Origin of the sequence: Diaphorobacter ruginosibacter (assembly GCF_014395975.1) — a bacterium.
Lineage (GTDB): Bacteria > Pseudomonadota > Gammaproteobacteria > Burkholderiales > Burkholderiaceae_C > Diaphorobacter_A > Diaphorobacter_A ruginosibacter.
The window spans coordinates 1003929-1029939 of record NZ_CP060714.1; the positions used below are offsets into that span (position 1 = coordinate 1003929).

A 26011-nucleotide genomic window follows, 5' to 3' on the forward strand; every position below is an offset into this window, starting at 1 on the left:
CCATGAACAGTGAATCGAAAACCGTCGCGGTCGTGGACTATGGCATGGGCAATCTGCGCTCCGTGTCGCAGGCCGTGCTGGCCGCAGCGGATGGCAGCGGCTGGAATGTCGTTGTCACTTCCGAGCCGGAGCAGGTACGGGCTGCACAGCGCGTGGTGCTGCCGGGGCAGGGCGCGATGCGCGACTGCATGCGCGAGCTGCGTGATTCCGGCCTGCAGGAGAGCGTGCTCGAGGCCGCGGCCAGCAAGCCCATGTTCGGTGTCTGCATCGGCATGCAGATGCTGCTGGACTACAGCGAGGAGGGCGATACGCCCGGCCTCGGGCTGATCCCCGGCACCGTGGTCAAGTTTGACCTCGCCGGCCGCAGGCAGGAGGACGGCAGCCGCTTCAAGGTGCCGCAGATGGGCTGGAACCGCGTGCGCCAGACGCCGCATTCCAGCGCCGTGCACCCGCTGTGGCAAGGGATTCCCGATGACAGCTTCTACTACTTCGTGCACAGCTTCTATGCCAAGCCGGAGCAGAGCAGTCATGTCGCAGGCGAGGCCGATTACGGCGGCCGCTTTGCATCCGCCATCGCACGCGATAATATTTTCGCTACGCAATTCCATCCGGAAAAAAGCTCCGAACATGGACTTGCGCTGTTCCGCAACTTCCTGAACTGGAAGCCCTGACATCTTCAACCCGGTCGGGCCGACCTCTTTTTTGATTCGCCCCTCTCACGTTTACGATCATGCTGCTCATCCCCGCCATCGACCTCAAGGACGGCCAATGCGTGCGCCTCAAACAAGGTGATATGGATCAATCCACGATTTTTGGTGAAGACCCGGCCGCCATCGCGCGCCGCTGGGTAGACGCCGGAGCACGCCGATTGCATCTGGTCGACCTGAACGGAGCATTCGCCGGGCAACCGAAGAACAAGGAGGCCATCAAGGCCATCCTGAAGGAAGTCGGCCAGGAGATCCCGGTGCAGCTCGGTGGCGGCATCCGCGACCTGGACACCATCGAGTCCTGCATCGACGCGGGCATGCGCTACGTCATCATCGGGACGGCCGCAGTGAAGAACCCCGGCTTCCTGAGGGACGCCTGCAGCGCGTTCGGTGGGCACATCATCGTCGGTCTCGACGCCAAGGATGGCAAGGTCGCCACCGATGGCTGGAGCAAGCTCACGGGCCATGAAGTGGTCGATCTGGCGCGCAAGTACCAGGACTGGGGCGTCGAGTCCATCATCTACACCGACATCGGCCGCGACGGCATGCTGTCGGGCATCAACATCGATGCCACCGTGGCGCTGGCCCAGGCCCTGTCCATTCCGGTGATCGCATCGGGCGGCCTGGCGGGCATGGCCGACATCGAGAAGCTCTGCGAGGTGGAGCGCGAAGGCGTGGAGGGCGTGATCTGCGGACGCGCCATCTATTCCGGCGACCTCGATTTCGCCGCTGCGCAGGATCGCGCCGACGAACTGTCGGCGTGAACGCAGCATGATTCTCGTCACCGGCGGCGCCGGCTTCATTGGCTCCCATACCTGCGCGGCACTCGCCGGCCAGGGGCTTCCGTTCGTTGTCCTGGACAACTTCGCCAACAGCAAGCCGTCGGTGCTGGAGCGCCTGGCGCGCATCACCGGTCAACCGGTGCCGTTCGTCGAAGGTGATGTGCGCGACCATCGCACCGTGGCGAATGTGCTGCGCGAGCGCGGCATCACGTCGGTCATCCACTTTGCCGGGCTGAAGGCCGTGGGCGAGTCGGTGAGCAACCCGCTCAAGTACTACGACACGAATGTCGCCGGCACCGTCACGTTGCTGTCGGCGATGCGCGAGGCCAACGTGCGCACCCTGGTGTTCTCGTCGTCGGCCACCGTCTACGGTGACCCGATCAGCTCACCGATTCCCGAGGACGCCGCGCTGCATCCCATGAATCCCTACGGCCACACCAAGCACATGGCCGAGCAGATCATGGCCGATCTGGATCAGTCCGAGCCCGGTCAATGGCGCCTGGCCCGGCTGCGTTATTTCAACCCGGTGGGAGCTCACGAAAGCGGCCTCATTGGAGAGGACCCGCAGGACATACCCAACAACCTGATGCCTTTCGTCGCCCAGGTGGCGGCGGGCGTGCGCCAGGAACTCAGCATCTTCGGCGGCGACTATCCCACGGCCGACGGCACGGGCGTGCGTGACTACATTCATGTCAGCGACCTGGCGGAAGGCCACGTGGCGGCGCTGCGCTATCTGCAGCAGCACGCGGGACTGCTCACACTCAATCTGGGCACGGGAGACCCTGTCTCCGTGCTGCAGATGGTCCAGGCCTTCGAGCGCGCCTGCGGCAAGCCCGTGCCCTACCGCATTGTCGATCGCCGGCCCGGCGACGTGCCGGCCTACTGGGCCGACCCCGCATCGGCCGAGCGCCTGCTGGGTTGGCGCGCCACTCGCAACGTCGACCAGATGTGCGCCGATGTCTGGCGCTGGCAGAACGGCGAAGCGCGCCGCGTGCAATGAGCGTGCACGAGGATGTGTTCAACGGCCAGCCGGTGATCCGTGCGGCGCTGCCGTGCGGCGATGCCGCCGTGATCGCCCTGCATGGTGCCCAGTTGATTTCGTGGAGCACTCCCGAAGGGGGCGAGCACCTGTTCCTGAGTGACCGAGCCCAATGGGACGGGCATTCCGCCGTGCGCGGCGGTGTTCCGATCTGCTTTCCACAGTTCAACCAGCGCGGCCCGCTCGCCAAGCATGGCTTCGCGCGCAACCTGCCATGGCGGGTTCTGGATTCGGCATCGGATGCAAGGCGCGCGCATGTCTCGCTGATCCTGCGGGACGATGACACGACACGCGCTTGGTGGCCGCATGGCTTCGAGGCCCGGCTGTGCGTGCAGCTGGAGCCGGGCGTGCTGCGCCTGGCGCTTGAGCTTACGAACACCGGGGCGGATGCCTGGAGTTTCACCGGGGCACTGCATACCTATCTGCGTGTGCCCGACATCACGCGCATGCAGCTCGATGGCCTGGGTGGCGCGGCCCGCTGGGATGCCGTGCGCGATGTGCATGCTACGCAGTCAGCCGCGGTGCGCTTCGACGGAGAGTACGACAGCGTGTTCTCTTCCCCTCTGCCCCGGGGCCCGCTGCGGCTGGGCGACGAGGCCACGGGCCGATTCATGACCATCGAGAACAGTGCGAGCTGGCACAACGCGGTGGTGTGGAATCCGGGGGCTGCTCTCTGCGCGCAATTGAAAGACATGCCGCGGGACGGCTTTCGCCATATGCTCTGCGTGGAGGCGGCCTGCGTGGATGAATCCGTCACGCTCGCGCCGGGCCAGCGCTGGATCGGCTGGCAGCAGCTCACGCAATGGCAGGGGCGCGAGGCAGCGTCGCATGCGGAGCGCCACAAGGCAACCTCTACTTTGTCAGTTTGATTCGGAGATTTCACCGTGCTTGCAAAACGCATCATCCCTTGCCTGGACGTGACCGGCGGCCGCGTCGTCAAAGGCGTGAATTTCGTGGAGCTGCGCGATGCCGGTGATCCGGTGGAAATCGCGGCGCGCTACAACGCGCAGGGCGCGGACGAACTCACGTTCCTCGACATCACGGCGACCAGCGACGGCCGCGACCTGATCCTGCCCATCATCGAGGCCGTGGCAAGCCAGGTCTTCATCCCGCTCACCGTGGGTGGCGGTGTGCGCACCGTGGAGGACGTTCGCCGCCTGCTCAACGCCGGGGCCGACAAGACCAGCTTCAACTCCGCTGCGATCGCAAACCCCGATGTGATCAACGCAGCCAGCGACAAGTACGGTGCCCAGTGCATCGTCGTCGCGATCGACGCCAAACGCCGCCAGGGACAGGATGCCGTCGAGCGCGGCGAAGGCTGGGATGTCTACAGCCACGGTGGCCGAAAGAACACCGGCCTCGATGCGGTGCAATGGGCCAGCGAAATGGCCCGGCGTGGCGCAGGCGAGATCCTGCTGACCAGCATGGACCGCGACGGCACCAAGTCCGGCTTCGACCTTGCCCTCACGCGCGCGGTGTCCGATGCCGTGAGCGTCCCGGTGATCGCCTCGGGCGGTGTCGGCAACATCGACCACCTGGCCGACGGCGTGCAGCAGGGCGGCGCCGACGCCGTGCTCGCGGCCAGCATCTTCCACTTCGGGGAATACACGGTGCAGCAGGCCAAGGAGCGCATGCGGGAGCGCGGTATCCCGGTGCGACTCTAAGAGGCTGTTGACCATCTCAAGACACATGTGCAGGCGCGGCCTCGGGCAGTCCGCGTCGTTGCCGACCCTCGTCATTTCGCAATAGCCCAAGCGCGCTGTTGCCGGGGCTCGCGCCTTGCAGCCCATTCGGATCTGCCGCATCCCGCAACTCCCTCGTGCCGAGGTCGGTCCATCGATTCTTCAAAGCCCAGATACCTGCACGATCTTTTCGATCATTCGCAAATCTAACAATTTCTCACAGACGTGTATGAGATTGCAAAAATACATTAGCGTCAGACTATTCGTTAGTTCTGTACGCGTTGTGGGATTGGCTCGTGGGCTGGACGGTCGGCCCGCAAGTCTTTGTGTCCAGTGCTTGATGGGACAACCGGTATCGATTGGCTGAAATCATCAGCCGGGGCATTGCACGCATTTCTAGGGCCACGCTTGCGACTCGTCATGAGAGCCACTGCGCGCGAATGTGCGGGGTGGGCGTGATCGGCGGCTACGGTTCAAGAAATGCATATGCAAGCAATCGCACACACCGCGCCCAATGTGGCCCAACCAGTGTCCTGTCAGGCTCTCTGGAGCGATGTGATAGGGGAGGCACCACCGGTGCCGGAGAAGCCCCCTCGGGCAGGAGTCGGCCAACGCCATTCCTTGCGCACTCTGCGTGCCGTGCTGGGGGTGGCTGCCCTGGGCGCGTTTGCGCAACTGGCCACGGCCACGGTTCTGTTCGATAACTTCCGCGGGCGTAGCGGGGTACCTGGCACCCAGGTCACGCCCAACTACCAGAACCTCGGCTCTACCGCCAAAGCCAATCTGATCCAGTTCGCGGCGTCCACGACCGCCGCCAGCAGTGGAACAGCGAACACGGTAGATTGGGCTTACCTGACAACGACCCCTGCCGAAAACTATGACGGGCTCTGCAGCAATCTTTCGGGGCACAACAATTCGGCAGCTTGCCTGGGTCAATGGCAGGGCAAGGTGATCTACTCATTGATCCGCTTTCCACAGGTCGGTACGTATCAGTTCCGCGTAGCTCATGACGATGAAGCACAGATTGATTTTTCGAGCTATGCGACCGCGGCCACGAGCGCCAACTATCGAAATTTTGTCTACAACATTCCCGTCGGATCGCTGGCGAGCTATACGAGTGGCGACACTTCCTTTGAACCGGTGCCCGGTAATTTCGTCGTGGCCCAGCCCAATACCTGCTATGCGATGCGCATCTACTGGAACAACCAGGGGGGCGTGAATCACCTGAGATTGCAATGGATCCCTCCCGGGACGAGCACGCCGGTGATCGTCCCGGCGAGCAGCCTTCTGGATCCGTCCAGTCCGGCATCCTATGCAGGCTGCGCAACGGTGCAGGCCGATATCGGCGTCGTGAAGTCCGGCCCGGCCACCTTCGACTCGAGTTCGGCGACTCCTCCCACGTTCCAGTACAGCATCAAGGTGTGGAACAACAGCAGCACGGGGCCGGCGGCGTCGAGCGTGACGGTCTCCGATACCCTGCCGGCGAATGTGACGGTTGTCGGAAGCCCCACCTGTAGCGCGTCGGGCTCCGCGACCTGCGCGGGCAGTTTCTTCTCCAATTCGGGCAGCGCATATGTCCTGACGAGCGGTGATCTGCCCACGAACCCGAGTCCGGCAAGCGGACCCACCTCGGGCTCGTATCTCACCTATACGTTCACGGTCAGGCCGGCAGCGGGCACGAAGACCATCACCAATACCGCGACCGTCTCGCAGACCGACTCGAATCCGAGCAACAACACCAGCACGGTGACCAGCAACTCGCTGCCGATCATCCGGCTTCAGAAGAGTTCATCCAGCAATCCGCTGGTGGTCGATGTTCAGAGCAACTACGTGTTGACGGTGCAGAACCTGGGTGGAACCAATGCCAGCGCTCCTGTCGTCATCAACGATCCCATTCCTGCCGGGCTGACGATTGGTTCCCTGCCCGCAGGATGTACGACGGCAGGCCAGAACCTTCAGTGCATCGTACCGGCATCGTCCCTGGCGGCTGGTGCGGCGCCATTCACCATCTCGATCCCCGTGACACCGACAGCGGCCGCCGCTTCGACGGTGACGAATACCGCGACCGCCTCCGGCGGGGGCGACAGCAGTTGCAACGAAGCCGGGCGTTGTACGGCGACAGTGACCAACAATGTGCTCACCCGGGCGGACCTGAGCATTGCAAAAGCGGCTACGCCAGGCAATACCTACCTGCCGGGCCAACCGCTGAACTACACCATTGTCGTGAGCAACTCCGGGCCCAGTGGAGTCGTGGGCGCGACCATCTCCGATACGGTTCCTGGTGCGGTGTCGGTGAGCAACTGGAACTGCACTCCAGGCAATCCGGGCGCCAGTTGCGGCCCGATCTCCTCCGGCTCAGGCAACAATGTGAACCTGACGGGCGTGAACCTTCCCAGCGGCGCGTCCGTCACGATCACGATCACGGGCACGGCGCAGCTCGGAGCCACAGGCACGATCACCAATACGGCGACGGTCACTCCGCCCGCAGGGGCGACCTGCACCCAGCTTCCATGTTCCAAGTCGAGCACGGTCAGCAACACGAACAGCGGAACCCCGGCTCTCACGGTCACCAAGCAGGCATCGCCCAGCAGCTTCGCCGTGGGTCAGACAGGGGGCTATGCCATCCTGATACGAAACTCCGGCACGACGAGTACGAGTGGCCCGATCGTGCTGACAGACACCATGCCTCCCGGCATCGAGATTCAGCAGCCGGTGGCGAGCAACGCGGGCGGTACGGGCTGGGATTGCTCCGCCAGCACGACGACGGTGCTGAGCTGCACGACCAGTGCCGTGCTGGTGCCGGGCGCTTCGGCACCCGTGGTCAACGCCAACGTGATGGTGGGCAACAATACGGCGACACCAGCGGTGAATACCGCAAAGGTGACTGGTGGAAGCACGGCATGTACAGACCAGGCACCATGCGAGGCCACGATCCAGACGAACGTGGACCGCCCGCAACTGGACGTGAAGAAGGTGCTCAGCGGTACCCTCGTACTGAACCAGCAGGCGAACTACATCATCACGGTCACGAACAATGGCCAGGCGGACACCCTGGCAGGCACGATCACGGACACGATACCCACGGGCCTCGCCATCGGCAACCTGGCGGGCAGTGGCTGTACCGCCAATGGGCAGCTGGTGACCTGCAACATACCTGCGGGCAAGCCCAGCGGAAGCTCGGTGAGCTTCACGATTCCCGTGACACCCACGGATGGCAACCTCGTTGGGCAATCCGTGGCCAACAAGGCACAGGTCAACCCGGATACGGGGGACAGCACCTGTCCATCCGGTGCGCACTGCACGGGAACCACGGACAACCCGGTTCTCGCACCGCAACTCACCCTGACCAAGGCTGCGGAGCCGGGCACATTCACGGTCAATCAGCCAGCGACCTACAGGCTCACGCTGACCAATACGGGCACGGCACCCACAACGGCTGACACGACCGTCACCGATGTGATTCCTGCGGGCCTGACCGTGAGCAGTGCGACACCCCCGTGCACCTTTGCCCCGACAGGCAGCCAGACGACGGTGACCTGCCCCCAGGCCGCCGGCCTTGCCGTCCAGGCCAGCGTGGTGTTTGACATCGTCGTCACGCCCGATGCGAGCCTCGATGGTGTCTCCGTTACCAACCAGGCGACGGCAACAGGTGGTGGCGATCAAATGTGCCCGGTGGGTACCGAGGCTGCCAGCCTGCCGGCGCGTTGCGCGCCCAGCACCACCACGGTGGTTGATGCGCCGCACCTGAAGATCGAGAAGACGGCGAGCTCGGCGGCGTTCGCGGTGGGCGTGCCAGCCAGCTATATCCTGACGGTGACGAATGTGGGCACGGCAGCCACGAGCGGTACGATCACGGTGACGGACCTGATCCCGTCCAGCCTGACGCTGGGCACCCCTCTGCAAGTCGGTTGTACGGCACCGGCCAACAGCCAGCAGGTGACCTGCACGATCACGGACATTCTGGCGGCACCACAAGGTGCAACGCCAGGTGAGTCACGGAGCTTCAGCATTCCCGTGATACCCAAGGCAACAGCGGTTCCTCAGGTGAGCAATACCGCTTCTGTGAAGGGCGGTGGGGATCCGGTGTGCCCGATCAACGCAGATTGCGTCGCGAGCATCACGACGCCCGTGAATGCACCGAGCCTGCAGGTGACCAAGGCGGACAATGGCCCATGGGTGGTGGGCCAGGGCGGAGCAGAGTACATGTTGACGGTGGCCAATGCGAGTGCAACAGTGGCGACGACAGGTGCGATGACCGTTCTGGACACGCTGCCGGCGGGCATCACCGGAGTCGATGCGGTAAGCGGCGACTGGGTCTGCACGGTCAGCGGCCAGAGCGTGACCTGCACCAACCCCGGTACGGGTCCGGATGGCAGCATTTCTCCAGGAGCGGGCAGTGTTATCGTTCTGCCGGTGATGATCGAGCCCTCCGCGGTTCAGAGCGGCACAACCTCCACCGTAACCAACCATGCCTCGGTTGCTGGCGGCGGCGACCCGTTCAACAATGGCAATCCGCCGACTCCCGGCAGCACCTGCACCGGACTGGATGCAGCCACGCCCGGTCATTGCGCGCGCAGGGACACGGTCGTGAACACGCCCGCTGCGCTTGCCGTGAGCAAGGGCCAGCCGAGCTTCCTTCCCACGGGCACGCCGGGTCAGTACACCGCCACCTATGTGGTCGCAGTGACCAACTCTGGCGGCGCTACAGGGAGCTACACATTGACCGATGCACCGGTTTTCCCTGCGGATGTCGTGCTCAATGGCTGGTCGGTCACCTCATCGAACGGCGGCGTTGTGAGCCCCTCCCTGGCGGCGGCGCCCGTCAACGGCGTGGTTCACCAGATCAGTGAGACAAATCTGCCGATTGGCAACGCAGTGACGCATACCTATACGGTGGCGATCACCTTCACGACCCATGTGGGCGTGACGGCCGTGGCTTGCACGGGCGCGCCGGGCAGTGGTGCCTACAACGAGGCGGCCATCGATGGATCCTCCAGCGCCAATTGCGGAACACTGCCCGGCGTGCCGAGCCTGAGCCTGGCCAAGGCCAGCAATGGCCCCTGGGCGGTTGCCCAGGCGGATGCCAGGTACACGCTGACGGTCACCAACAGCGGCACAGTCGCAACGACCGGAACCATCACGGTCAACGACAGCCTGCCCGCAGGTATCACGACAAGCAGCAATACCTACAACGGTTGGAATTGCACGGCCACGGGCCAGTCTCTGGCCTGTACGAATGCCATCGTGCTGGCTCCGGGAGCCTCGGCAAGCATTGAGTTTCCGGTCACTGTTGCCGCAGCCGCAGTGCCCAGCGTGACCAACAACGCCGCCGTGGGAGGCGGAGGTGACCCGCACAACGGCGGCAATCCGCCAGTCCCGGGCAGCTGCAATGGCGATGCTCACTGCGCAAGCGTGACAACGCCTGTGAACACCCAGGCCGCCTTGAGTGTGACCAAGACGAACGGCGTGACGAAGGTGGCAGCCACCACGACCACGACGTACACGGTGACGATCACGAACAGTGGCGGAACGGATGCGACGGACCTGAGCTGGACGGACACGGTGGTGAGCGGCCTGGACAAGGTGAGCATCGAAGCGGGCACGGCGAGTGCGGGCTCGGTGGCGGGCAGCTGCCAGGGACTGACCTGCACGGGCATCACGGTGAAGGCGGGCGGCAACGTCAGCTACACGGTGACGGCGAAGGTGACGGGCAGCGTGGGCAGCAAGGCGGTGAACACGGCGAGCGTGACGGGCGGTGCGTGCACTTCGGCGGCTGCTCCGTGCACGTCGACGGACAGCGACGACATCGGGGCTCCGCCCGAGGTGACGCCAGTGCCGGTGGACTCGCGCACCATGCTGCTGTTGCTGGGCGCTCTGCTGGTATGCCTCACTGCTCTCACTGCCGGGAGATCGTTCAGCAAGAACAGCTTCTATCGCTGATCTATGCTGAACTGAATAGCTCACGGCTGTCAGCGAGCCAGCCGTGAGCTATGGAAGAGGCTGAAAGAAGCGACTCTTCCGTCAGCGACAACTCTCGCTGATCTTCTTTCCGAGGTCTCCTGGAGGTGAACTAGGCAGCGGTTCACCACCTCCTCTCAGATCGACATTCCATATCCTTGTTTGTTATAGTTTGATACTATTAAACACACTAAGTGATTTCAATTAATAATTGAATGATGGGATTGATATGAAAATTGGGACTATTGATTGCAATCTATTCAATGTTTTGTTTTTTCGATTGTTAAATTTTATTAAATTTAAACATTTCCTCACACATTGTTGTAATCTATCGGAAGTGAGTCAGTTTTAGTACCCTCTTCGATAGTTACTGTATATCTTTGGACCGCTCCTCTCGGCTCGAAGGCAAAAGGCTACCCGGGCGAATCAGTGCTGCGCTGACATATCGATTGCTGCCATACATGGGGCAAACAAACAGAACCTCTTTCACGGAAGTGCCCCAGTTGTTGCAGGGCATTGCTGAAAGCAGGGCACGTAAGAGATGAGCTTTCTATGCGATACCCGAGAGCGACGCCGCAGCGTCACAAATTCCTCTTCAATTCATCGAGTGTGGTAGGTCTCGCCCGCCGGGTGATCACTGTCGTGTCACTGGCATGCGCTGCACAGGCGGCTTCTGCAGCAGTTCTATTTGATAATTTCAGAGGGAATTCAGGGGTCCCGACCCCCCTGATCACCCCCAACTACTCCAATTACGCGGATGCCACCAATGCGACGCAAATGGCGAATCTCGCCAATTTCGCCGCAACTACGGCAAACATCGCCAGTAGTGGAACTGCAACCAATGTGGACTGGTTTTCCTCCAGCTATGGCTTGTGCAACACGGCTAACTCGTCCTCGACAGCTTGCCAACAGCGTTGGCAGGGCAAGGTCATCTATTCGATAGTCAAGTTCCCTGCCGCAGGTACCTATACCTTTCGAGCGGCGCATGACGATGGCGTACGAATTGATTTCTCCAGCGATGTGGTCGCTGCGAATGCAGGGAACTATAGAGGGATCAGTTACAACATTCCAGTTGGATCGCTGGCTGCCTGGACTTCCAACGACAGCACTTTTGAAACGATTCCGGGCAATTTTGTCGTGACGCAGGCCAATGCCTGCTATGCCATGCGCATCTACTGGAACAACCAGGGCGGGGTCAATCATCTGCGCTTGCAATGGACAAAACCAGCTGCTGCGGGAGGAGGGACTGAAATCATTCCGGAAGCAAACCTCCTTGACCCCAGCAATCCGGCTTCCTACACCGGTTGCGCGGCAATCTTGTCGGACATCGCGGTTCAGAAATCCGCACCTGCGACCTTTGATTCAAGCCCGGCAACGCCTCCAACGTTTCAATACAGCATCAAGGTCTGGAACAACAGCAATCCGAGTTCCTCGGCTTCAGCCGTCACCGTTGCAGACACCTTGCCTGCCAGTGTGACCGTCGTTGGCACCCCTACGTGCTCAGCCACGGGGTCGGCGACATGCGCAGCCAACTTCCACTCAAACGTCGGAAATGCCTATGTCCTGACCAGCGGAACGCTGCCTGGCAATCCTGGTGGAAACAGTAACAGTAGCTATCTGACCTATACGTTCACAGTTCGGCCTGCCACAGGAACAACCAGCATCACCAATACGGCGACGGTCTCGCAGACTGATGCCGACAGCAGCAACAACACCAGCACGGTCATAAGCAATTCGCTGCCGATCATCCGGATTCAGAAGACGGCGTCTGCCGAGCCGATGGTGGTGGGCACCTCCAGCAACTATGTGATCAGTGTTCAAAACATCGGCGGCACGAATGCCAGCGCCAATGTCGTTGTCACCGACCCGATTCCAGCCGGGTTGACTATTGGCACGCTGCCTGCCAACTGCACGTTGAATCCTGCGGGCAGCCAGAACGTTCAATGCACGGTGGCGGCCGCCAGTTTGACCGCTGGTGGTGCGGCTACGACCATCACCATTCCCGTCACGCCAACGGCCTCGGCACCGTTCTCGGTCACCAATACGGCGACGGCCACGGGTGGTGGGGACGCCAGTTGCAACGGCACCGGACGTTGCACCGCATCCGTGTCAAGTACCGTGAGCGCGCGACCCAAACTGCGCGTGAGCAAAACCATTGCAGGGCGTTTGGTCAGTACGGATCAATTCACGGTCCAGATCAGTGGTGGAGGCGGCAGCGCGACTTCGGCCAACGCCGACCCCAGCGTCAGCACAGGGATCTTCACGGCGACGGCAGGTACCAACTACGTATTGAGCGAGGTTGCTGCGGGCACCACCAATTTGGCGCGTTACACAAGCAGTTATGTCTGCTCCAACGCGATGAGTGGCGGCACCACCGTGCCCGCATCTGGTAGCGGCACCAGTGTCAACATCACGCCCCAGTCACGTGATGACATCACTTGCACGTTCACCAACACCCCCGTCTACCCCAGGCTGACCAGCGCAAAAACTGTCTCGGTCAACCCCTTGGTGGTCGGTGCGACCGATCAGTTCTACTACGTTGCCATCACCGTGGCGAACGGGCCGACGACGGCCCCCATCACCATTGCCGACAACCTGCCTTCCGGCATTACCTTGGCTGCAGCGCCGTCGGTGTCGGGTGGTGCAGTGCTGAGCGGCTGCGCCAGCAGCGGTTCCAGCCTCGGTGCCAGTTGCCAGTTGGGTGCCAATCTGGCCAACGGCACATACACCGTGAGCATTCCGGTCAACGTGGGTGCGGGCGCGGTTGCGGGTGGCGCCACCAATACGGCCAATCTGGGCGGTGGGGGCGATCCTTCGTGCACGGCGGCCAACGCCGGCGAGACGTGCGACCCCAGGACGCCTACTGTCAATGTGGTACAGAAATCGGACCTGAGCATCACCAAGGTGGCCCAGCCCAGTGGGACCTATGTTCCAGGCCAGAGCCTGAACTACACCATCACGGTGAGCAATGCCGGCCCGAGCGATGTGACGGGCGTGAGCGTGAGCGACACGGTTCCTGGCTCGGTCAACGTCGCGAACTGGACCTGCACGCCAAGCGGCTCGGCCAGTTGTGGGGCGACCAGCAGCGGCACGAACAACAACGTCGCGCTGAACAATGTCAGCTTGCCCAAGGGCACAACGATCACCATCACCGTGAACGGTACGGCGCAATCGACTGCGACGGGCGACATCGTGAACACGGCAACGGTGACGCCGCCGGCTGCAGCGACCTGCACGACGGCGCCGTGCCAGAAAAGCGCGACGGTGACGAACCAGAACGTCGGTGTGCCCAACCTGAAGATCGTGAAAGTAGCGGGCGGTGCATTTGCCGTGGGGCAAAGCGGCAGCTATGCCATTCAGGTGAGCAACAGCGGCACAACGAGCACCAGCGGCACGATGACCGTGACCGACACCCTGCCTCCGGGGCTGACCATCACCACGGTGAATGCCGGCGCAGGCTGGAACTGCTCCACGGCCGCAGGCAATACGCAATTGAGCTGCACCAGCAGTACGGTGCTGCCGCCGGGGGCGAATGCTCCCGTCATCAATCTGCAGGTCAGTGTCGCCAACGGCACGGCTTCGCCGGTAACCAATACGGCGAGCGTGACGGGCGGTGGTACGGCATGTACCGCCTCGGCGCCTTGTACCAGCACCATCCAGACACCGGTGAACAGTCCCAAGATGGATGTGACCAAGGTGCTGAACGGCAGCGGCAGCTTCGTGGTGGGGCAGTCCACCAGCTACACCATCACGGTCACCAACAGTGGCTCGGCGGCGACACTGGCAGGGGGCACGATCACGGACACGATCCCGACGGGACTTGTGATCGGTGACCTCACGGGCAGCGGCTGCAGTGCCAACGCTCAAGTCGTGACCTGCAATGTGCCTGCGGGAGTAGGCGGCGGCAGCTTTGTGAACTTCACGATTCCCGTGACGCCGCAGGCGAGCGCCAACGGTCAGTCGCTGACGAACAAGGCACAGGCGAACCCGGACACGGGTGATAGCACCTGCCCCGGCGGTGCGCATTGCACGGGCACAACGGATAACCCGGTGACAGCACCGCTGCTGCTGTTGGAGAAAACCCCGCAGCCCAGCACCTTCACGGTGAACCAGCAGGCCAGCTACAAGCTCAAGCTGAGCAACACGGGCAATGCGAGTACCACGGCTGTTACCACGGTCACGGACGTCATCCCTGGCGGTCTGTCCGTGGGCTCGGTGAGCCCTTCCGCGGCCTGCACGATCTCGACGTCGGGTAGCCAGAGCACCGTGACCTGCACGCAGGCCGCGGGACTTGCAGCCAACGCGAGCGTCGAGTTTGAAATCTTCGTCACGCCGGACAACTCCCTGAACGGCATTTCGGTCACCAATCAGGCAACGGCCACGGGTGGCGGTGATACCCAGTGCGTGAACGGCACAGCTGTGGGCAGCCTGCCGGCGCGCTGCGCGCCGCAGACCACCACGGCCGTCAATGCGCCGCAGCTCACCATGAGCAAGACGGCCAATCCGGCCAGGTTCTCGGTGGGTGTGCAATCGCAATACATCCTGACCGTCACCAATACCGGCACGGCGCCGACCAGCGGAACCATCACGATCACGGACGTGGTTCCGGCATCACTGACGCTGGGTACGATGCCGTCGGGCTGCGCGGCACAGGGCCAGCAGGTGACCTGCACGAGCGCGCAGGTGCTGGCGGCGCCCCAGGGGGCCAATCCTGGCGCTTCGGTGAGCTTCACCATCCCGGTGACGCCCAACGCGGCTGCATCGCCTGCGGTGACCAATCAGGCGTCAGCTCAGGGCGGTGGAGACCCTACATGCCCGATTCCCGGTAACTGTAAATCCAGCATCACGACGAGCGTGGACGCCCCAAGCCTGCAACTGGCGAAGGCAGACAACGGAGCGTGGGTGGTAGGCCAGGGCGGTGCGGAGTACACGCTGACGGTGACCAACGCGAGCCAGGCGGTGGCGACGGTGGGCCCGATCACGGTGGTGGACACGCTGCCAGCGGGCATCTCGGCGGTGAACGGGACGAGCGGCAACTGGAGCTGCACGGTGAGCGGCCAGACGGTGACCTGCACGAGCAGCACGAGCATTGCGGCCAATGGCACCGATGCGATCGTTCTGCCGGTGACGGTGGACGCCTCGGCGATCACGAGCGGCACGGGAGCGACGGTGACGAACAACGCCGCGGTGGCAGGTGGTGGAGATCCGTTCAACGGAGGCAACCCACCGGCACCGGGCAGTGCCTGCACGGCGCTGGATGCGGCGACGCCGGGCCACTGCGCGGGCAAGGACACCGTGGTGAATGCTCCAGCGGCACTGGCGGTGAACAAGGGTGCACCGACCATTGCGGCGACCGGCACGCCGGGCCAGTACACGGCCACCTATACGGTGACGGTGAACAACACGGGCGGCGTACCGGGCAGCTACACGCTGGCGGATGCCCCGGGCTTCCCCAGCGGTGTGGTGTTCAACAGCTCGTCGGTGGCGGCGGCAGGCGGCGGTGCGGTGAACGTAGCGCTGGCCAATCCTCTGGCCAACGGCAGCGCCAACCAGATCAGCGCGAGCAACGTGGGCATCGCCAACGGCGCAACCCATACCTATACAGTGGCGATCACGTTCACGACGAACGCGGGCGTGACGGCACTGGCGTGCACGGGGGCAGAGGGCAGCGGTGCGTACAACGCGGCGAGCATCGGCGGCGCGCCGAGCGCCAACTGTGCAGCCCTGCCGGGCGTTCCCAACCTGGGCCTTGCCAAGAGCAGCAACGGTCCCTGGACGGTGGCGCAGACGGGCGCAAGCTACACGCTGACGGTGAGCAACAGCGGCACGGCGAGCACGTCGGGCGAGATCACGGTGAGCGATGCGATGCCCACGGGCATCACGGCAGCAAGCGGCACGTACAACGGTTGGGCGTGCACGGCAGTGGGCCAAGTGCTGACCTGCAAGAGTTCGACAGCGATTGCTGCGGGCGTGAGCGCAGACATCGTCATCCCGGTGACGATTGCAGCGACGGCCGCATCGAGCGTGACCAACAAGGCCTCGGTGGGCGGTGGCGGAGATCCGCACAACGGCGGCAACCCGCCCGACCCGCAGGCCTGCACGGATGCGCAGCACTGCTCGGGCACGACGACCCAGGTGAGCGCCAAGGCAGACCTGACCATCACGAAGACGTCGGAGCAAGGCACAAGCTACGTGCCGGGCCAGCCGCTGAACTACACGATCGTGGTGAGCAACGCGGGCCCGAGCGATGTGACGGGAGCCGCGGTGAACGATGCGGTGCCCAGCGACGTGGAAGTGAGCGGCTGGAGCTGCGTGGCCAGCGACGCGAGCGCAAGCTGCGGCGGCACGGCCTCGGGCACGGACAACAACGTGAACCTGACGGGCGTGAACCTGCCGATGGGCAAATCGGTGACGATTACCGTCACGGGCAAGGCCAGGCTGAGCGCGACGGGCGACATCGTGAACACGGCGACGGTGACGCCGCCGGCCGGCGTGACCTGCACGGCAGCGCCTTGCACGAAGACCTCGACGGTGACCAGCCAGAACAGTGGCACGCCGGTGCTGAGCATCGCCAAGCAGGCGACGCCCACGAGCTTTGCGGTGGGCCAGACGGGCGTGTACTCGATCACGGTGACGAACACGGGCACGAACAGCACGAGCGGCCAGATCATGGTGACGGACACGATGCCGGCAGGCATCACGGTGACCAGCGTAAGCGGCACGGGCTGGGCATGCACGATCGGCAGCGGCGGCGCGAGCATCAGTTGCGCGAGCAGCGCGGTGCTGCTGCCGGGCTCGGCGGCGCCGGTGATCAACGCGATGGTGAGCATTGCCAACGGCACGGCGACCCCGGCGGTGAACACGGCCAAGGCGAGCGGTGGCGGCACGGCGTGCACGGCGCTGGCGCCATGCGAAACCACGATCCAGACGAACGTGAATCGTCCGCAACTGGACGTGACGAAGGTGCTCAACGGCAGCTTCGTGGTGGGCCAGCAGACGAGCTACACGATCACGGCGACGAACAACGGTCAGGCAGAGACGCTGGCGGGCACGATCACGGACACGATTCCGACGGGCCTCTTGATTGGCGACCTGACGAACAGCGGCTGCAGCGCAAGCGGGCAGGTGGTGACCTGCAACGTCCCCGCGGGCAAGCCCAGCGGCAGCTCGGTGGTCTTCACGATCCCGGTGACGCCGCAGGCGAGCGCCGATGGGCAGTCGCTGACGAACAAGGCCCAGGCGAATCCGGACACGGGTGACAGCACCTGCCCGGCAGGCACGCACTGCACGGGCACGACGGACAACCCGGTGACGGCGCCGCAGCTGACGCTCACGAAGGCGACCTCGGTGACGGCGTTCACGGTGGGCCAGCAGGCGAACTACCAGCTGGTGCTCAAGAACACGGGCACGGCGGATACGACGGCAGCAGTGACGGTGACGGACACGGTGCCTGCAGGACTGACGATCGACACGGCAAGCCTGAACGCGGCCTGCGTGCAGAACCCTGCGGGCAGCCAGATGGTGGTCTGCACGGTGGCGAGCCTGGCGCAGGGCGCGACGGTGAGCTTCGACATCCCGGTGACACCGCAGGCGAGCGTGGATGGCCAGACCGTGGTGAACCAGGCGACGGCCACAGGCGGCGGCGATCCGCTGTGCGCGGACGGCACGGGGGCGGCGAGCCTGCCGGCACGCTGCGCGCCGAGCACGAGCACGGTGGTGAATGCACCGCACCTGAAGATCGTGAAGACGACGAACACGCCGACGTTCTCTGTGGGAGTGCAGGGCGAGTACGTGCTGAAGGTGACGAACGTGGGTACGGCACCCACGAGCGGCACGATCACGGTGACGGACGTGGTTCCGGCGTCGCTGACGCTGGGCCCGCTGCCGGCGGGCTGCACGGCGCAAGACCAGCAGGTGACCTGCACGAGCACGCAGGTGCTGGCAGCGCCCCAGGGTGCCAACCCTGGCGGTTCGGTGAGCTTCACCATCCCGGTGACGCCGCAGGCGGTGGTCTCCTCGCCCAGCGTGAGCAACACGGCGACGGTGCTGGGCGGTGGCGACCCTGTGTGTCCGACGAACACGGCGGACTGCCGCTCGACGACCACGACGAACGTGGATGCCCCGAGCCTGCAACTGGCGAAGGCAGACAACGGAGCCTGGGTGGTGGGCCAGGGCGGTGCGGAGTACACGCTGACGGTGACGAACGCGAGCGCGACGGTGGCGACGGTGGGCCCGATCACGGTGGTGGACACGCTGCCAGCGGGCATCTCGGCGGTGAACGGGACGAGCGGCAACTGGAGCTGCACGGTGAGCGGCCAGACGGTGACCTGCACGAGCAGCACGAGCATTGCGGCCAATGGCACGGATGCGATCGTTCTGCCGGTGACGGTGGACGCCTCGGCGATCACGAGCGGCACGGGAGCGACGGTGACGAACAACGCCGCGGTGGCAGGTGGTGGAGATCCGTTCAACGGAGGCAACCCACCGGCTCCGGGCAGCGCCTGCACGGCGCTGGATGCGGCGACGCCGGGCCACTGCGCGGGCAAGGACACTGTGGTGAACCTGCCAGCGGCCATGGTCGTGAGCAAGAGCAAGCCAGTCATCGTGCCTACAGCCACTCCTGGCCAGCACACGGCCACCTACACGGTGACGGTTGTCAATGGCGGCGGTGTGCCGGGAAGCTATACGCTGAACGACACTCCGGGCTACCCGGCGGGTGTCGTGCTGGACAGCTGGACGGTGGTCTCCACGGATGGGGTTGTCAATCCTGCGCTGGCGGCAGCACCGTCGAACGGTGTGGACAACCAGATCAGTGCGACCAATACGACGATCAACAATGCGGCGACGCATACCTACACGGTGGCGATCACATTCACGACGAACGTGGGGGTGACGACCATGGCCTGCACGGGAGCACCGGGCAATGGCGCCTACAACGCTGCCGGCATCGGCAATGGTTCGACGGATGCCAACTGCGAGCAGCTGCCGGGAGTGCCGAAACTGAGCCTTGCCAAGACCAGCAACGGTCCGTGGGTGGTGGCGCAGGCGGATGCCCGGTACACCCTGACGGTAAGCAACAGCGGTACGGCGGCGACAACCGGTACGGTCACGGTCACTGACAGCATGCCGGCGGGCGTGACCGCTGCCAACGGTACCTACAGCGGCTGGAGTTGCGTGGCCTCGGGCCAGGTGTTGACCTGCACGAGCACTGCAGCGATTGCGGCAGGCGGTTCTACGAGCATCAGCGTTCCGGTGACGATTGCAGCGGCTGCGGTGCCCAGCGTGACCAACAGCGCGGCGGTAGGCGGTGGCGGCGACCCGCACAACGGTGGCAATCCGCCCACGCCGGGCAACTGCACGGGCGATGCCCACTGCGCAAGCACCAGCACCGATGTGCGTACCCAGGCCGCCTTGAGTGTGACCAAGACGAACGGCGTGACGAAGGTGGCGGCCACCACGACCACGACGTACACGGTGACGATCACGAACAGCGGCGGTACGGATGCGACGGACCTGAGCTGGACGGACACGGTGGTGAGCGGCCTGGACAAGGCGAGCATCGAGGCGGGCACGGCGAGTGCGGGCTCGGTGGCGGGCAGCTGCCAGGGACTGACCTGCACGGGCATCACGGTGAAGGCGGGCGGCAGCGTCAGCTACACGGTGACGGCGAAGGTGACGGGCAGCGTGGGCAGCAAGGCGGTGAACACGGCGAGCGTGACGGGCGGTGCGTGCACTTTGGCGGCTCCGTGCACGTCGACGGACAGCGACGACATCGGGGCGCCGCCCGAGGTGACGCCAGTGCCGGTGGACTCGCGCACCATGCTGATGCTGCTCGGCCTGTTGCTGATGACCGTGGCCGCCACGAGGCTGCAGCGGACGTCCGGTGCGAGGCGCTGAGGCGTAGCGCCCTGTGAGCGACTGAGAGAAGAGGCCGGTTGATCCCGGCCTCTTTTTTTGCCCTGTGATGGGCGGTGCCGTTCGCGATGACACCGAATATCGGACAATGGGAACATGAACTGGCTAGATCAAGTGAAATGGGATGCGCAGGGCCTCGTGCCCGTGATTGCGCAGGAGGCCGCCTCGGGCGACGTGCTGATGTTCGCGTGGATGAACCGCGAGGCGCTTGCAAAGACCGCCGAGCTGGGCCGCGCCGTGTACTTCTCGCGCTCGCGGGGGAAGCTGTGGTTCAAGGGCGAGGAGTCCGGCCATGTGCAGACGGTGCATGACATCCGCATCGACTGCGACAACGACGTGGTGCTGCTCAAGGTGACGCAGACCGGCCACGAGCCCGGGATCGCCTGTCACACGGGACGTCACAGCTGCTTCTACAGTCGCCTGCAGGATGGTGAGTGGTTGCCCGTCGATCCGGTCTTGAAAGATCCGGAAACCATCTACAAGTAAAGAGCAGTGCAAAGCGACATCATGAGTACCCAAGAATTGAATTCCGTCGACGTGCTGGCCCGCCTGGCCGATGTGATCGAGAGCCGCAAGGGCGGCGATGTGGACAAGAGCTATGTGGCGCGCCTGCTCGCCAAGGGGCCCGATGCCTTCCTGAAAAAGGTGGGCGAGGAGGCGACGGAGGTCGTGATGGCCGCCAAGGACGTGGATCATGGGGCGGACAAATCCGTGCTGACCTATGAGGTGGCCGACCTGTGGTTTCACTCGATGGTGGCACTGTCGTACTATGGCCTCACGCCTGCTGATGTCGTCAACGAGCTTGCGCGCCGCGAAGGCCTGAGCGGCCTGGAGGAAAAGGCGCTGCGCAAGGCCGATCAACGTGCCATTGATGAAGGAGGTTCAACTTGAACAATCGCAACAACGACGTGATCGATGCGGAGCCACGCGGCTCGTCCAGCCAGCGTGCCGAGAGCCTGGTGGCAATTGGCTGGGTCAGCTACATCCTGCACCTGATCGTTGCCGTGGCGGCCGTGGTGCCCAGCGCGCAGCCCAGCATCCTGCTGTTGCTGGTGGCGCTGGTGATCGACCTCGTCAAGCGCAGCGATGCGGAGGGTACGTGGCAGGAAAGCCATTTCTCCTGGCGCATCCGCTCTGTGATCTGGGCTGGCGTGCTGTACGTGCTCACCTCGCCGCTGTGGCTGCTGTTCGTGGTGCCCGGCTGGATCGCCTGGGGCCTGATCTCGCTGTGGTTCCTGTATCGCATCATTCGCGGCATGCTCGCGATGAGCAAGGGCCGGGGCGTCGATGCCTGAGTCGCATGACAAGGGCGGCAGCAAGACCCTGAACCTGGCCCTTCAGGGGGGAGGCTCCCACGGCGCATACACCTGGGGAGTGCTCGACGCGCTGCTCGAGGATGGTCGCGTGCGCATCGAAGGCGTGAGCGGCACCAGTGCCGGGGCGATGAATGCGGTGGCCATGGCGCATGGCTTTGCGGTCGCCTCGCATGAGTTCAGCGACCCTGTGCAGGCGCAGCTCGCCGGGGCGCAGAAGGCCAGAGAAACGCTTGCCCAGCTCTGGGAAGGCGTCGGTACCATGGGCTCCACGCTGATGTGGGGCGTGCCGATGCCAGCCGCCGGCGCGTTCATGAGCATGTTCTCGCAGTTCCTGTCGCCCTACCAGATGAATCCGCTTGGCATCAATCCGCTGCGCAAGCTGCTGGAGAGGGTGGTCGACTTCGAGCTCATAGGCGCCAAGAATGCCAAGCAGGTCTTCGTCTGTGCGACCAATGTGCGCACCGGGCGCGGCGAGATCTTCTCGGGCAAGCGGCTGAGCGCCGATGCAGTGATGGCATCCGCGTGCCTGCCCGCGCTGTTCAAGGCCGTCGAGATCAACGGCGAGCACTACTGGGATGGCGGCTATTCCGGCAATCCCGCGATCTATCCGCTGATCTACCGGACGGCGGCGGCCGACATCCTGCTCGTGCAGATCAACCCCATCGACCACGATGGACTGCCCGACGATGCGCAGGAAATCATGGAGCGGGTCAACGAGGTCACGTTCAACGCGGGCCTGCTGGCGGAGCTGCGTGCCATCGAATTCGTACGCCGCCTGCTCGCGGAAGGCAAGCTGGACGACCGACGCTACAAGAACGTGCTCATGCACCGCATCGATGGCGGTTCGGTGCTGGCGCCCTTCGGCGCGGCGAGCAAGATGCGCACCGACCTCGCGTTCGTTCGGCAACTGTTCGAACTGGGGCGTTTGTCCGGTGCGCGCTGGCTCGAGACGCACTTCGACGACGTGGGCGTGCGTCCCACGCTCAAACTCGCGGACAATGCGTGATTGATTCCGTTTCCCCTGTTTCCGTTATTCCACTGATTCCGCCATGTCAGACATGCACGATCCAGACTGTATTTTTTGCAAGATCATCGAGGGCAAGATTCCATCGAAGAAGGTGTACGAGGACGAACAGGTCTTTGCGTTCCACGACATCAGCCCCTGGGCGCCAGTGCATTTCCTGATGGTTCCCAAGAAGCACATCCCGTCGATGGCCCAGGCCACCGAACAGGATGCCCCCTTGCTCGGCCACATGATGGCCCTGGCTCCCCGGCTGGCTGCACAGGAAGGCTGTAATCCCTACCCGGCGGGTGGATTTCGCATCGTGGTGAACACGGGGGATGAAGGCGGACAGGAAGTGCACCACCTGCATGTGCACGTGATCGGGGGCCCGCGCCCCTGGAAAAAAGGCTGATCCCCCTCCGGGGAAAGTGATGACAAATGCCGTCCTGACACCTGCGGCGTCTAGAATGGTCTGTATTCGTTAGGAGAATCAACATGGGTTCGTTTTCTATTTGGCACTGGCTGATCGTGCTGCTGATCGTGGTGATGGTTTTCGGCACCAAGAAGCTCAAGAACATCGGCTCCGACCTGGGGGGCGCCGTCAAGGGTTTCAAGGACGGCATGAAGGACGGCCAGGCCGAGGCTGATGCCAACGGCACCAGCAATGGCAACGCTGCTGCGGGTCAGGTGACCAACGCTGCCGCCGCCGACAAGTCGACCACCATCGACGTGGAAGCCAAGCACAAGGGCTGAGCACAAGCTGATGCAACGACGCCTGGCGACTGAGACAGCTGCATGATCGATATCGGTCTTTCGAAAATGGCACTCATCGGTGTGGTGGCGCTGGTCGTCATCGGACCGGAGAAGCTGCCCAAGGTGGCGCGCACGGTGGGAACCCTGCTCGGCAAGGCCCAGCGCTATGTGAACGACGTGAAGGCCGAGGTCAACCGCTCGATGGAGCTCGACGAACTGCGCAAGATGAAGGACAACGTGGAGTCCGCCGCGCGCGATGTCGAGCATTCCATTCAGACCAGCGCCAAGGATTTCGAGAAGGAATGGAGCGACGTCACGTCCTCCATCAACGATGCGGCCTCGGGCTCCACGGCTTCGGAATACGACTGGGGATCGAGCGGTGCATCCACCGTGATGCCGGCGTACAGCCATCCGCGCAAGAACTGGCGCCTCAAGCGTGGCGCCGTTCCGCAGTGGTACAAGTCGCGCGCGGGCGTGCGCACCAAGGCCCAGTCCGGCGCGGCGCGGGTGGCGAGGTTCCGTCCGCAGAAGCCACGCTGAGCCCCAACAACGTGCGGCGATGTGTAGCAGTCGCCGCCATGTCCGCTGTGTGATCTTCATGCATGCGACATGTCCGATTTCCGCATGGGGGCCGACAAGGCTCCCATACTTGTTTGATCATGGCAGACCTTCCACCATCCCAAGAAGACGAATTGGCCGGCACCGAGCAGCCCTTCGTGCAGCACCTCATGGAGCTGCGCGATCGGCTGCTGTACGGTATTTATGGCCTTATCGTGGCCGGGGTGCTGCTTGCCATCTGGCCGGGGCCGGACGGCCTGATCGATTTCATCGCGCATCCGATCAAGATGCACATGCCGCCCGACGCCAAGCTGATCGCGGTGGGTGTGTTCTCTCCCTTCATCGTGCCGCTCAAGGTGCTCGCGATGGCGGCCGTGCTGCTGGCGCTGCCATGGCTCATGTACCAGGCCTGGGCCTTCGTGGCGCCGGGCCTGTATTCGCACGAGAAGAAGTTCGCGCTGCCGCTGATCTTCTTCGGCAGCCTGCTGGCCTACGGCGGCATCGCGTTCGTGCAGCTCTTCGTGCTGGACCGCATGTTCGGCTTCATCCAGCATTTCACGCCGGCCAGCGTTGCAGCCACGCCTGACATTTCCTCGTATGTCGAGGCAATCCTGTCGCTGTACATCGCGTTCGGCCTGGCGTTCCAGGTGCCGATCGTGGTGATCCTGCTGGTGCGCATGGGCATCGTCGAAATCGAGAAGCTCAAGTCGTTCAGAGGCTATTTCATCGTGCTGGCGTTCGTCGTGGCCGCCGTGGTGACGCCGCCTGACGTGCTCTCGCAGGTGTCGCTCGCCGTGCCGATGATCTTCCTGTACGAGATCGGCATTCTTGCCGCCGGCTGGTTCCAGAAGAATGCCAAGAAGCCCGGCGAGGAGGACACTCCGGCGCAAGAGGGTGACAAGGCGGGCGACAAGGCCGGTTGAGCGGGTCGGGATCAGGGGCGGTGAGAGAAGGAAGGCTTTGACTCCGGGTGGGGCGTGCACTTCCGGGGCAGGTCGATATCCGCCTGAGTCCCGACCGATCCATGTGAGCATGGGGCGTCAGAATCAAAAAGGGCAGTCCGCTCAACCGGACTGCCCTTTTTACTTTCGGATCAGCGTTGTACGCGGCGGGGTGTGGGTGGACGCTTGCCGGGAATGATCGTCACGTCAGCTTCCTTGTCGCCGCGCCGCAGCTTGAACGTCGTCTCCACGCCGGGCCTGAGTGCCGCCACGGCCGTGAGCAGTTCCGAGACATTGCGGATCGGCTTGTCGCCTACTTGCTCGATGATGTCGCCGGGACGCAGGCCTGCCTGTGCAGCGGGGCCGCCCTGCAATACGCCGGTGATGATCACGCCTTCGGAGGTCTTGACGCCGAAGGTTTCCGCGAGTTCAGGCGAGAGTTCGTTGGGCTCTGCCCCGATCCAGCCACGCGTGACCTGACCGTCCTTCACGATGCCGTCGAGCACCAGGCGGGCCACGGAAACCGGAATCGCGAAGCCGATGCCCATGCTGCCGCCGGAGCGAGAGTAGATGGCCGTGTTGATGCCCAGGAGATTGCCGTTCACGTCGACGAGCGCGCCGCCCGAATTGCCCGGATTGATGGCTGCATCGGTCTGGATGAAGTTCTCGAACGTGTTGATGCCAAGCTGGCTGCGGCCCAGGGCGGAGACGATGCCGCTGGTCACGGTCTGCCCCACGCCGAACGGATTGCCGATGGCGAGCACGCGGTCTCCCACGGCAAGCTGGTCGGAATCGCCCAGCACGATGACGGGCAGCTTGTCCAGGTCGATCTTGAGGATCGCGAGATCGGTGTCGGGGTCGGTGCCGATCACCTTGGCTTGGGCGTGGCGTGAGTCGGTGAGCGTGACCTCGATCTCGTCGGCACCCTCCACCACGTGGTTGTTGGTAAGGATGAAGCCGTCCGGGCTGACGATCACGCCGCTGCCCAGGCCCACCTGAGCCTGGTTGCCCTGGTCGCCAAAGAAGAATTCGAACCAGGGGTCATTGCTGCGCGGTGAGCGGGCCGCCTTGCTGGTGTTGATGCTGACGACGGCGGGCGAGGCCTTGCGCGCGGCGGCACTCAGGCTGCCGGGTGCCGGCTCCGCACGCGTTGCCGGCGGTGCCTCGATGAGGCTGATGCCCGCGCTGCTGCGCGCGGCTCCGCGCTGGAGCCAGCTCGGCTGCAGTGTTGCCACCACGAAATAGGCGGCCAGCACCACGGTGACGGCCTGGGAGAAAAGCAGCCAGAAGCGCTTCATGTGTTGTTTCTTTATCCGCAAATAAGGCATTGTCGCGCGTTTGCGCGGGAAACCGGGAG

At 63.9% G+C, this 26011-nt stretch carries 16 protein-coding genes and 1 pseudogene; 16 read left to right on the plus strand and 1 reads right to left on the minus strand.

All coding sequences use genetic code 11. The features are described from left to right. Nucleotides 1–2: 2 nt before the first annotated feature. The 16 genes and pseudogenes from hisH (at nt 3) to tatC (ending at nt 24636) form a co-directional block, all read left to right on the plus strand. Nucleotides 3–671 (plus strand): imidazole glycerol phosphate synthase subunit HisH, encoded by a 669-nt coding sequence (gene hisH, locus H9K76_RS04570; RefSeq protein ID WP_187598387.1) that lies wholly within the window; start codon nt 3–5, stop codon nt 669–671. A gap of 59 nt (nt 672–730) precedes the next feature. Next, nucleotides 731–1471: a 1-(5-phosphoribosyl)-5-[(5-phosphoribosylamino)methylideneamino]imidazole-4-carboxamide isomerase gene (gene hisA / locus H9K76_RS04575; protein WP_187598388.1), complete on the plus strand. Its 741-nt coding sequence runs from the start codon at nt 731–733 to the stop codon at nt 1469–1471. Nucleotides 1472–1478: 7 nt separating this feature from the next. Further along, nucleotides 1479–2489, plus strand: coding sequence for a UDP-glucose 4-epimerase GalE (gene galE / locus H9K76_RS04580; RefSeq protein WP_187598389.1), 1011 nt, complete (start codon nt 1479–1481; stop codon nt 2487–2489). Next, nucleotides 2486–3397, plus strand: coding sequence for a D-hexose-6-phosphate mutarotase (locus H9K76_RS04585; RefSeq protein WP_187598390.1), 912 nt, complete (start codon nt 2486–2488; stop codon nt 3395–3397). The genes galE and H9K76_RS04585 overlap by 4 nt, the downstream gene beginning before the upstream one ends. 15 nt (nt 3398–3412) lie before the next feature. Continuing rightward, entirely contained in the window at nt 3413–4192 is a 780-nt protein-coding gene (hisF, locus tag H9K76_RS04590; RefSeq protein ID WP_187598391.1) for an imidazole glycerol phosphate synthase subunit HisF, read from the plus strand. A 639-nt stretch (nt 4193–4831) separates the two neighbouring features. Next, the gene (locus tag H9K76_RS04595; RefSeq protein WP_187598392.1) at nt 4832–10150 is read left to right on the plus strand and encodes a beta strand repeat-containing protein; all 5319 of its coding nucleotides are present in this window, start codon (nt 4832–4834) and stop codon (nt 10148–10150) included. A gap of 1182 nt (nt 10151–11332) precedes the next feature. Beyond that, a pseudogene (locus H9K76_RS23655) lies at nt 11333–11833 on the plus strand (hypothetical protein); the annotation flags it as partial. Between the two features lie 141 nt (nt 11834–11974). Then, nucleotides 11975–20065 carry a beta strand repeat-containing protein gene (locus H9K76_RS04600; protein ID WP_246475305.1) on the plus strand — a complete coding sequence of 2697 codons (8091 nt, stop codon included), beginning with the start codon at nt 11975–11977 and terminating at the stop codon, nt 20063–20065. 114 nt (nt 20066–20179) lie between these two features. Beyond that, nucleotides 20180–20569 (plus strand): phosphoribosyl-AMP cyclohydrolase, encoded by a 390-nt coding sequence (hisI, locus tag H9K76_RS04605; protein ID WP_187598394.1) that lies wholly within the window; start codon nt 20180–20182, stop codon nt 20567–20569. 21 nt (nt 20570–20590) lie between these two features. Beyond that, the gene (locus H9K76_RS04610; protein ID WP_187598395.1) at nt 20591–20974 is read left to right on the plus strand and encodes a phosphoribosyl-ATP diphosphatase; all 384 of its coding nucleotides are present in this window, start codon (nt 20591–20593) and stop codon (nt 20972–20974) included. After that, on the plus strand, nt 20971–21378 hold the full coding sequence (locus H9K76_RS04615; protein ID WP_187598396.1) for a DUF4870 family protein: 408 nt from the start codon (nt 20971–20973) through the stop codon (nt 21376–21378). Before H9K76_RS04610 ends, H9K76_RS04615 begins: the two co-directional genes overlap by 4 nt. Continuing rightward, nucleotides 21371–22405, plus strand: coding sequence for a patatin-like phospholipase family protein (locus H9K76_RS04620; RefSeq protein WP_187598397.1), 1035 nt, complete (start codon nt 21371–21373; stop codon nt 22403–22405). The genes H9K76_RS04615 and H9K76_RS04620 overlap by 8 nt, the downstream gene beginning before the upstream one ends. A 52-nt stretch (nt 22406–22457) precedes the next feature. Then, a complete protein-coding gene (locus tag H9K76_RS04625) occupies nt 22458–22814 on the plus strand; it encodes a histidine triad nucleotide-binding protein (protein WP_187600456.1) in 357 nt (118 codons plus the stop codon). Nucleotides 22815–22897: 83 nt separating this feature from the next. Further along, the gene (gene tatA, locus H9K76_RS04630; RefSeq protein WP_187598398.1) at nt 22898–23155 is read left to right on the plus strand and encodes a Sec-independent protein translocase subunit TatA; all 258 of its coding nucleotides are present in this window, start codon (nt 22898–22900) and stop codon (nt 23153–23155) included. Nucleotides 23156–23197: 42 nt separating this feature from the next. Beyond that, nucleotides 23198–23695, plus strand: coding sequence for a Sec-independent protein translocase protein TatB (tatB, locus tag H9K76_RS04635; RefSeq protein ID WP_187598399.1), 498 nt, complete (start codon nt 23198–23200; stop codon nt 23693–23695). Between the two features lie 119 nt (nt 23696–23814). After that, nucleotides 23815–24636, plus strand: coding sequence for a twin-arginine translocase subunit TatC (tatC, locus tag H9K76_RS04640; RefSeq protein WP_187598400.1), 822 nt, complete (start codon nt 23815–23817; stop codon nt 24634–24636). A 170-nt stretch (nt 24637–24806) separates the two neighbouring features. Here the strand turns inward: tatC and H9K76_RS04645 are convergent, their stop codons facing one another. Next, nucleotides 24807–25952, minus strand: a complete 1146-nt coding sequence (locus tag H9K76_RS04645; protein ID WP_187598401.1) for a trypsin-like peptidase domain-containing protein — start codon at nt 25950–25952, stop codon at nt 24807–24809. Nucleotides 25953–26011 lie beyond the last annotated feature (59 nt).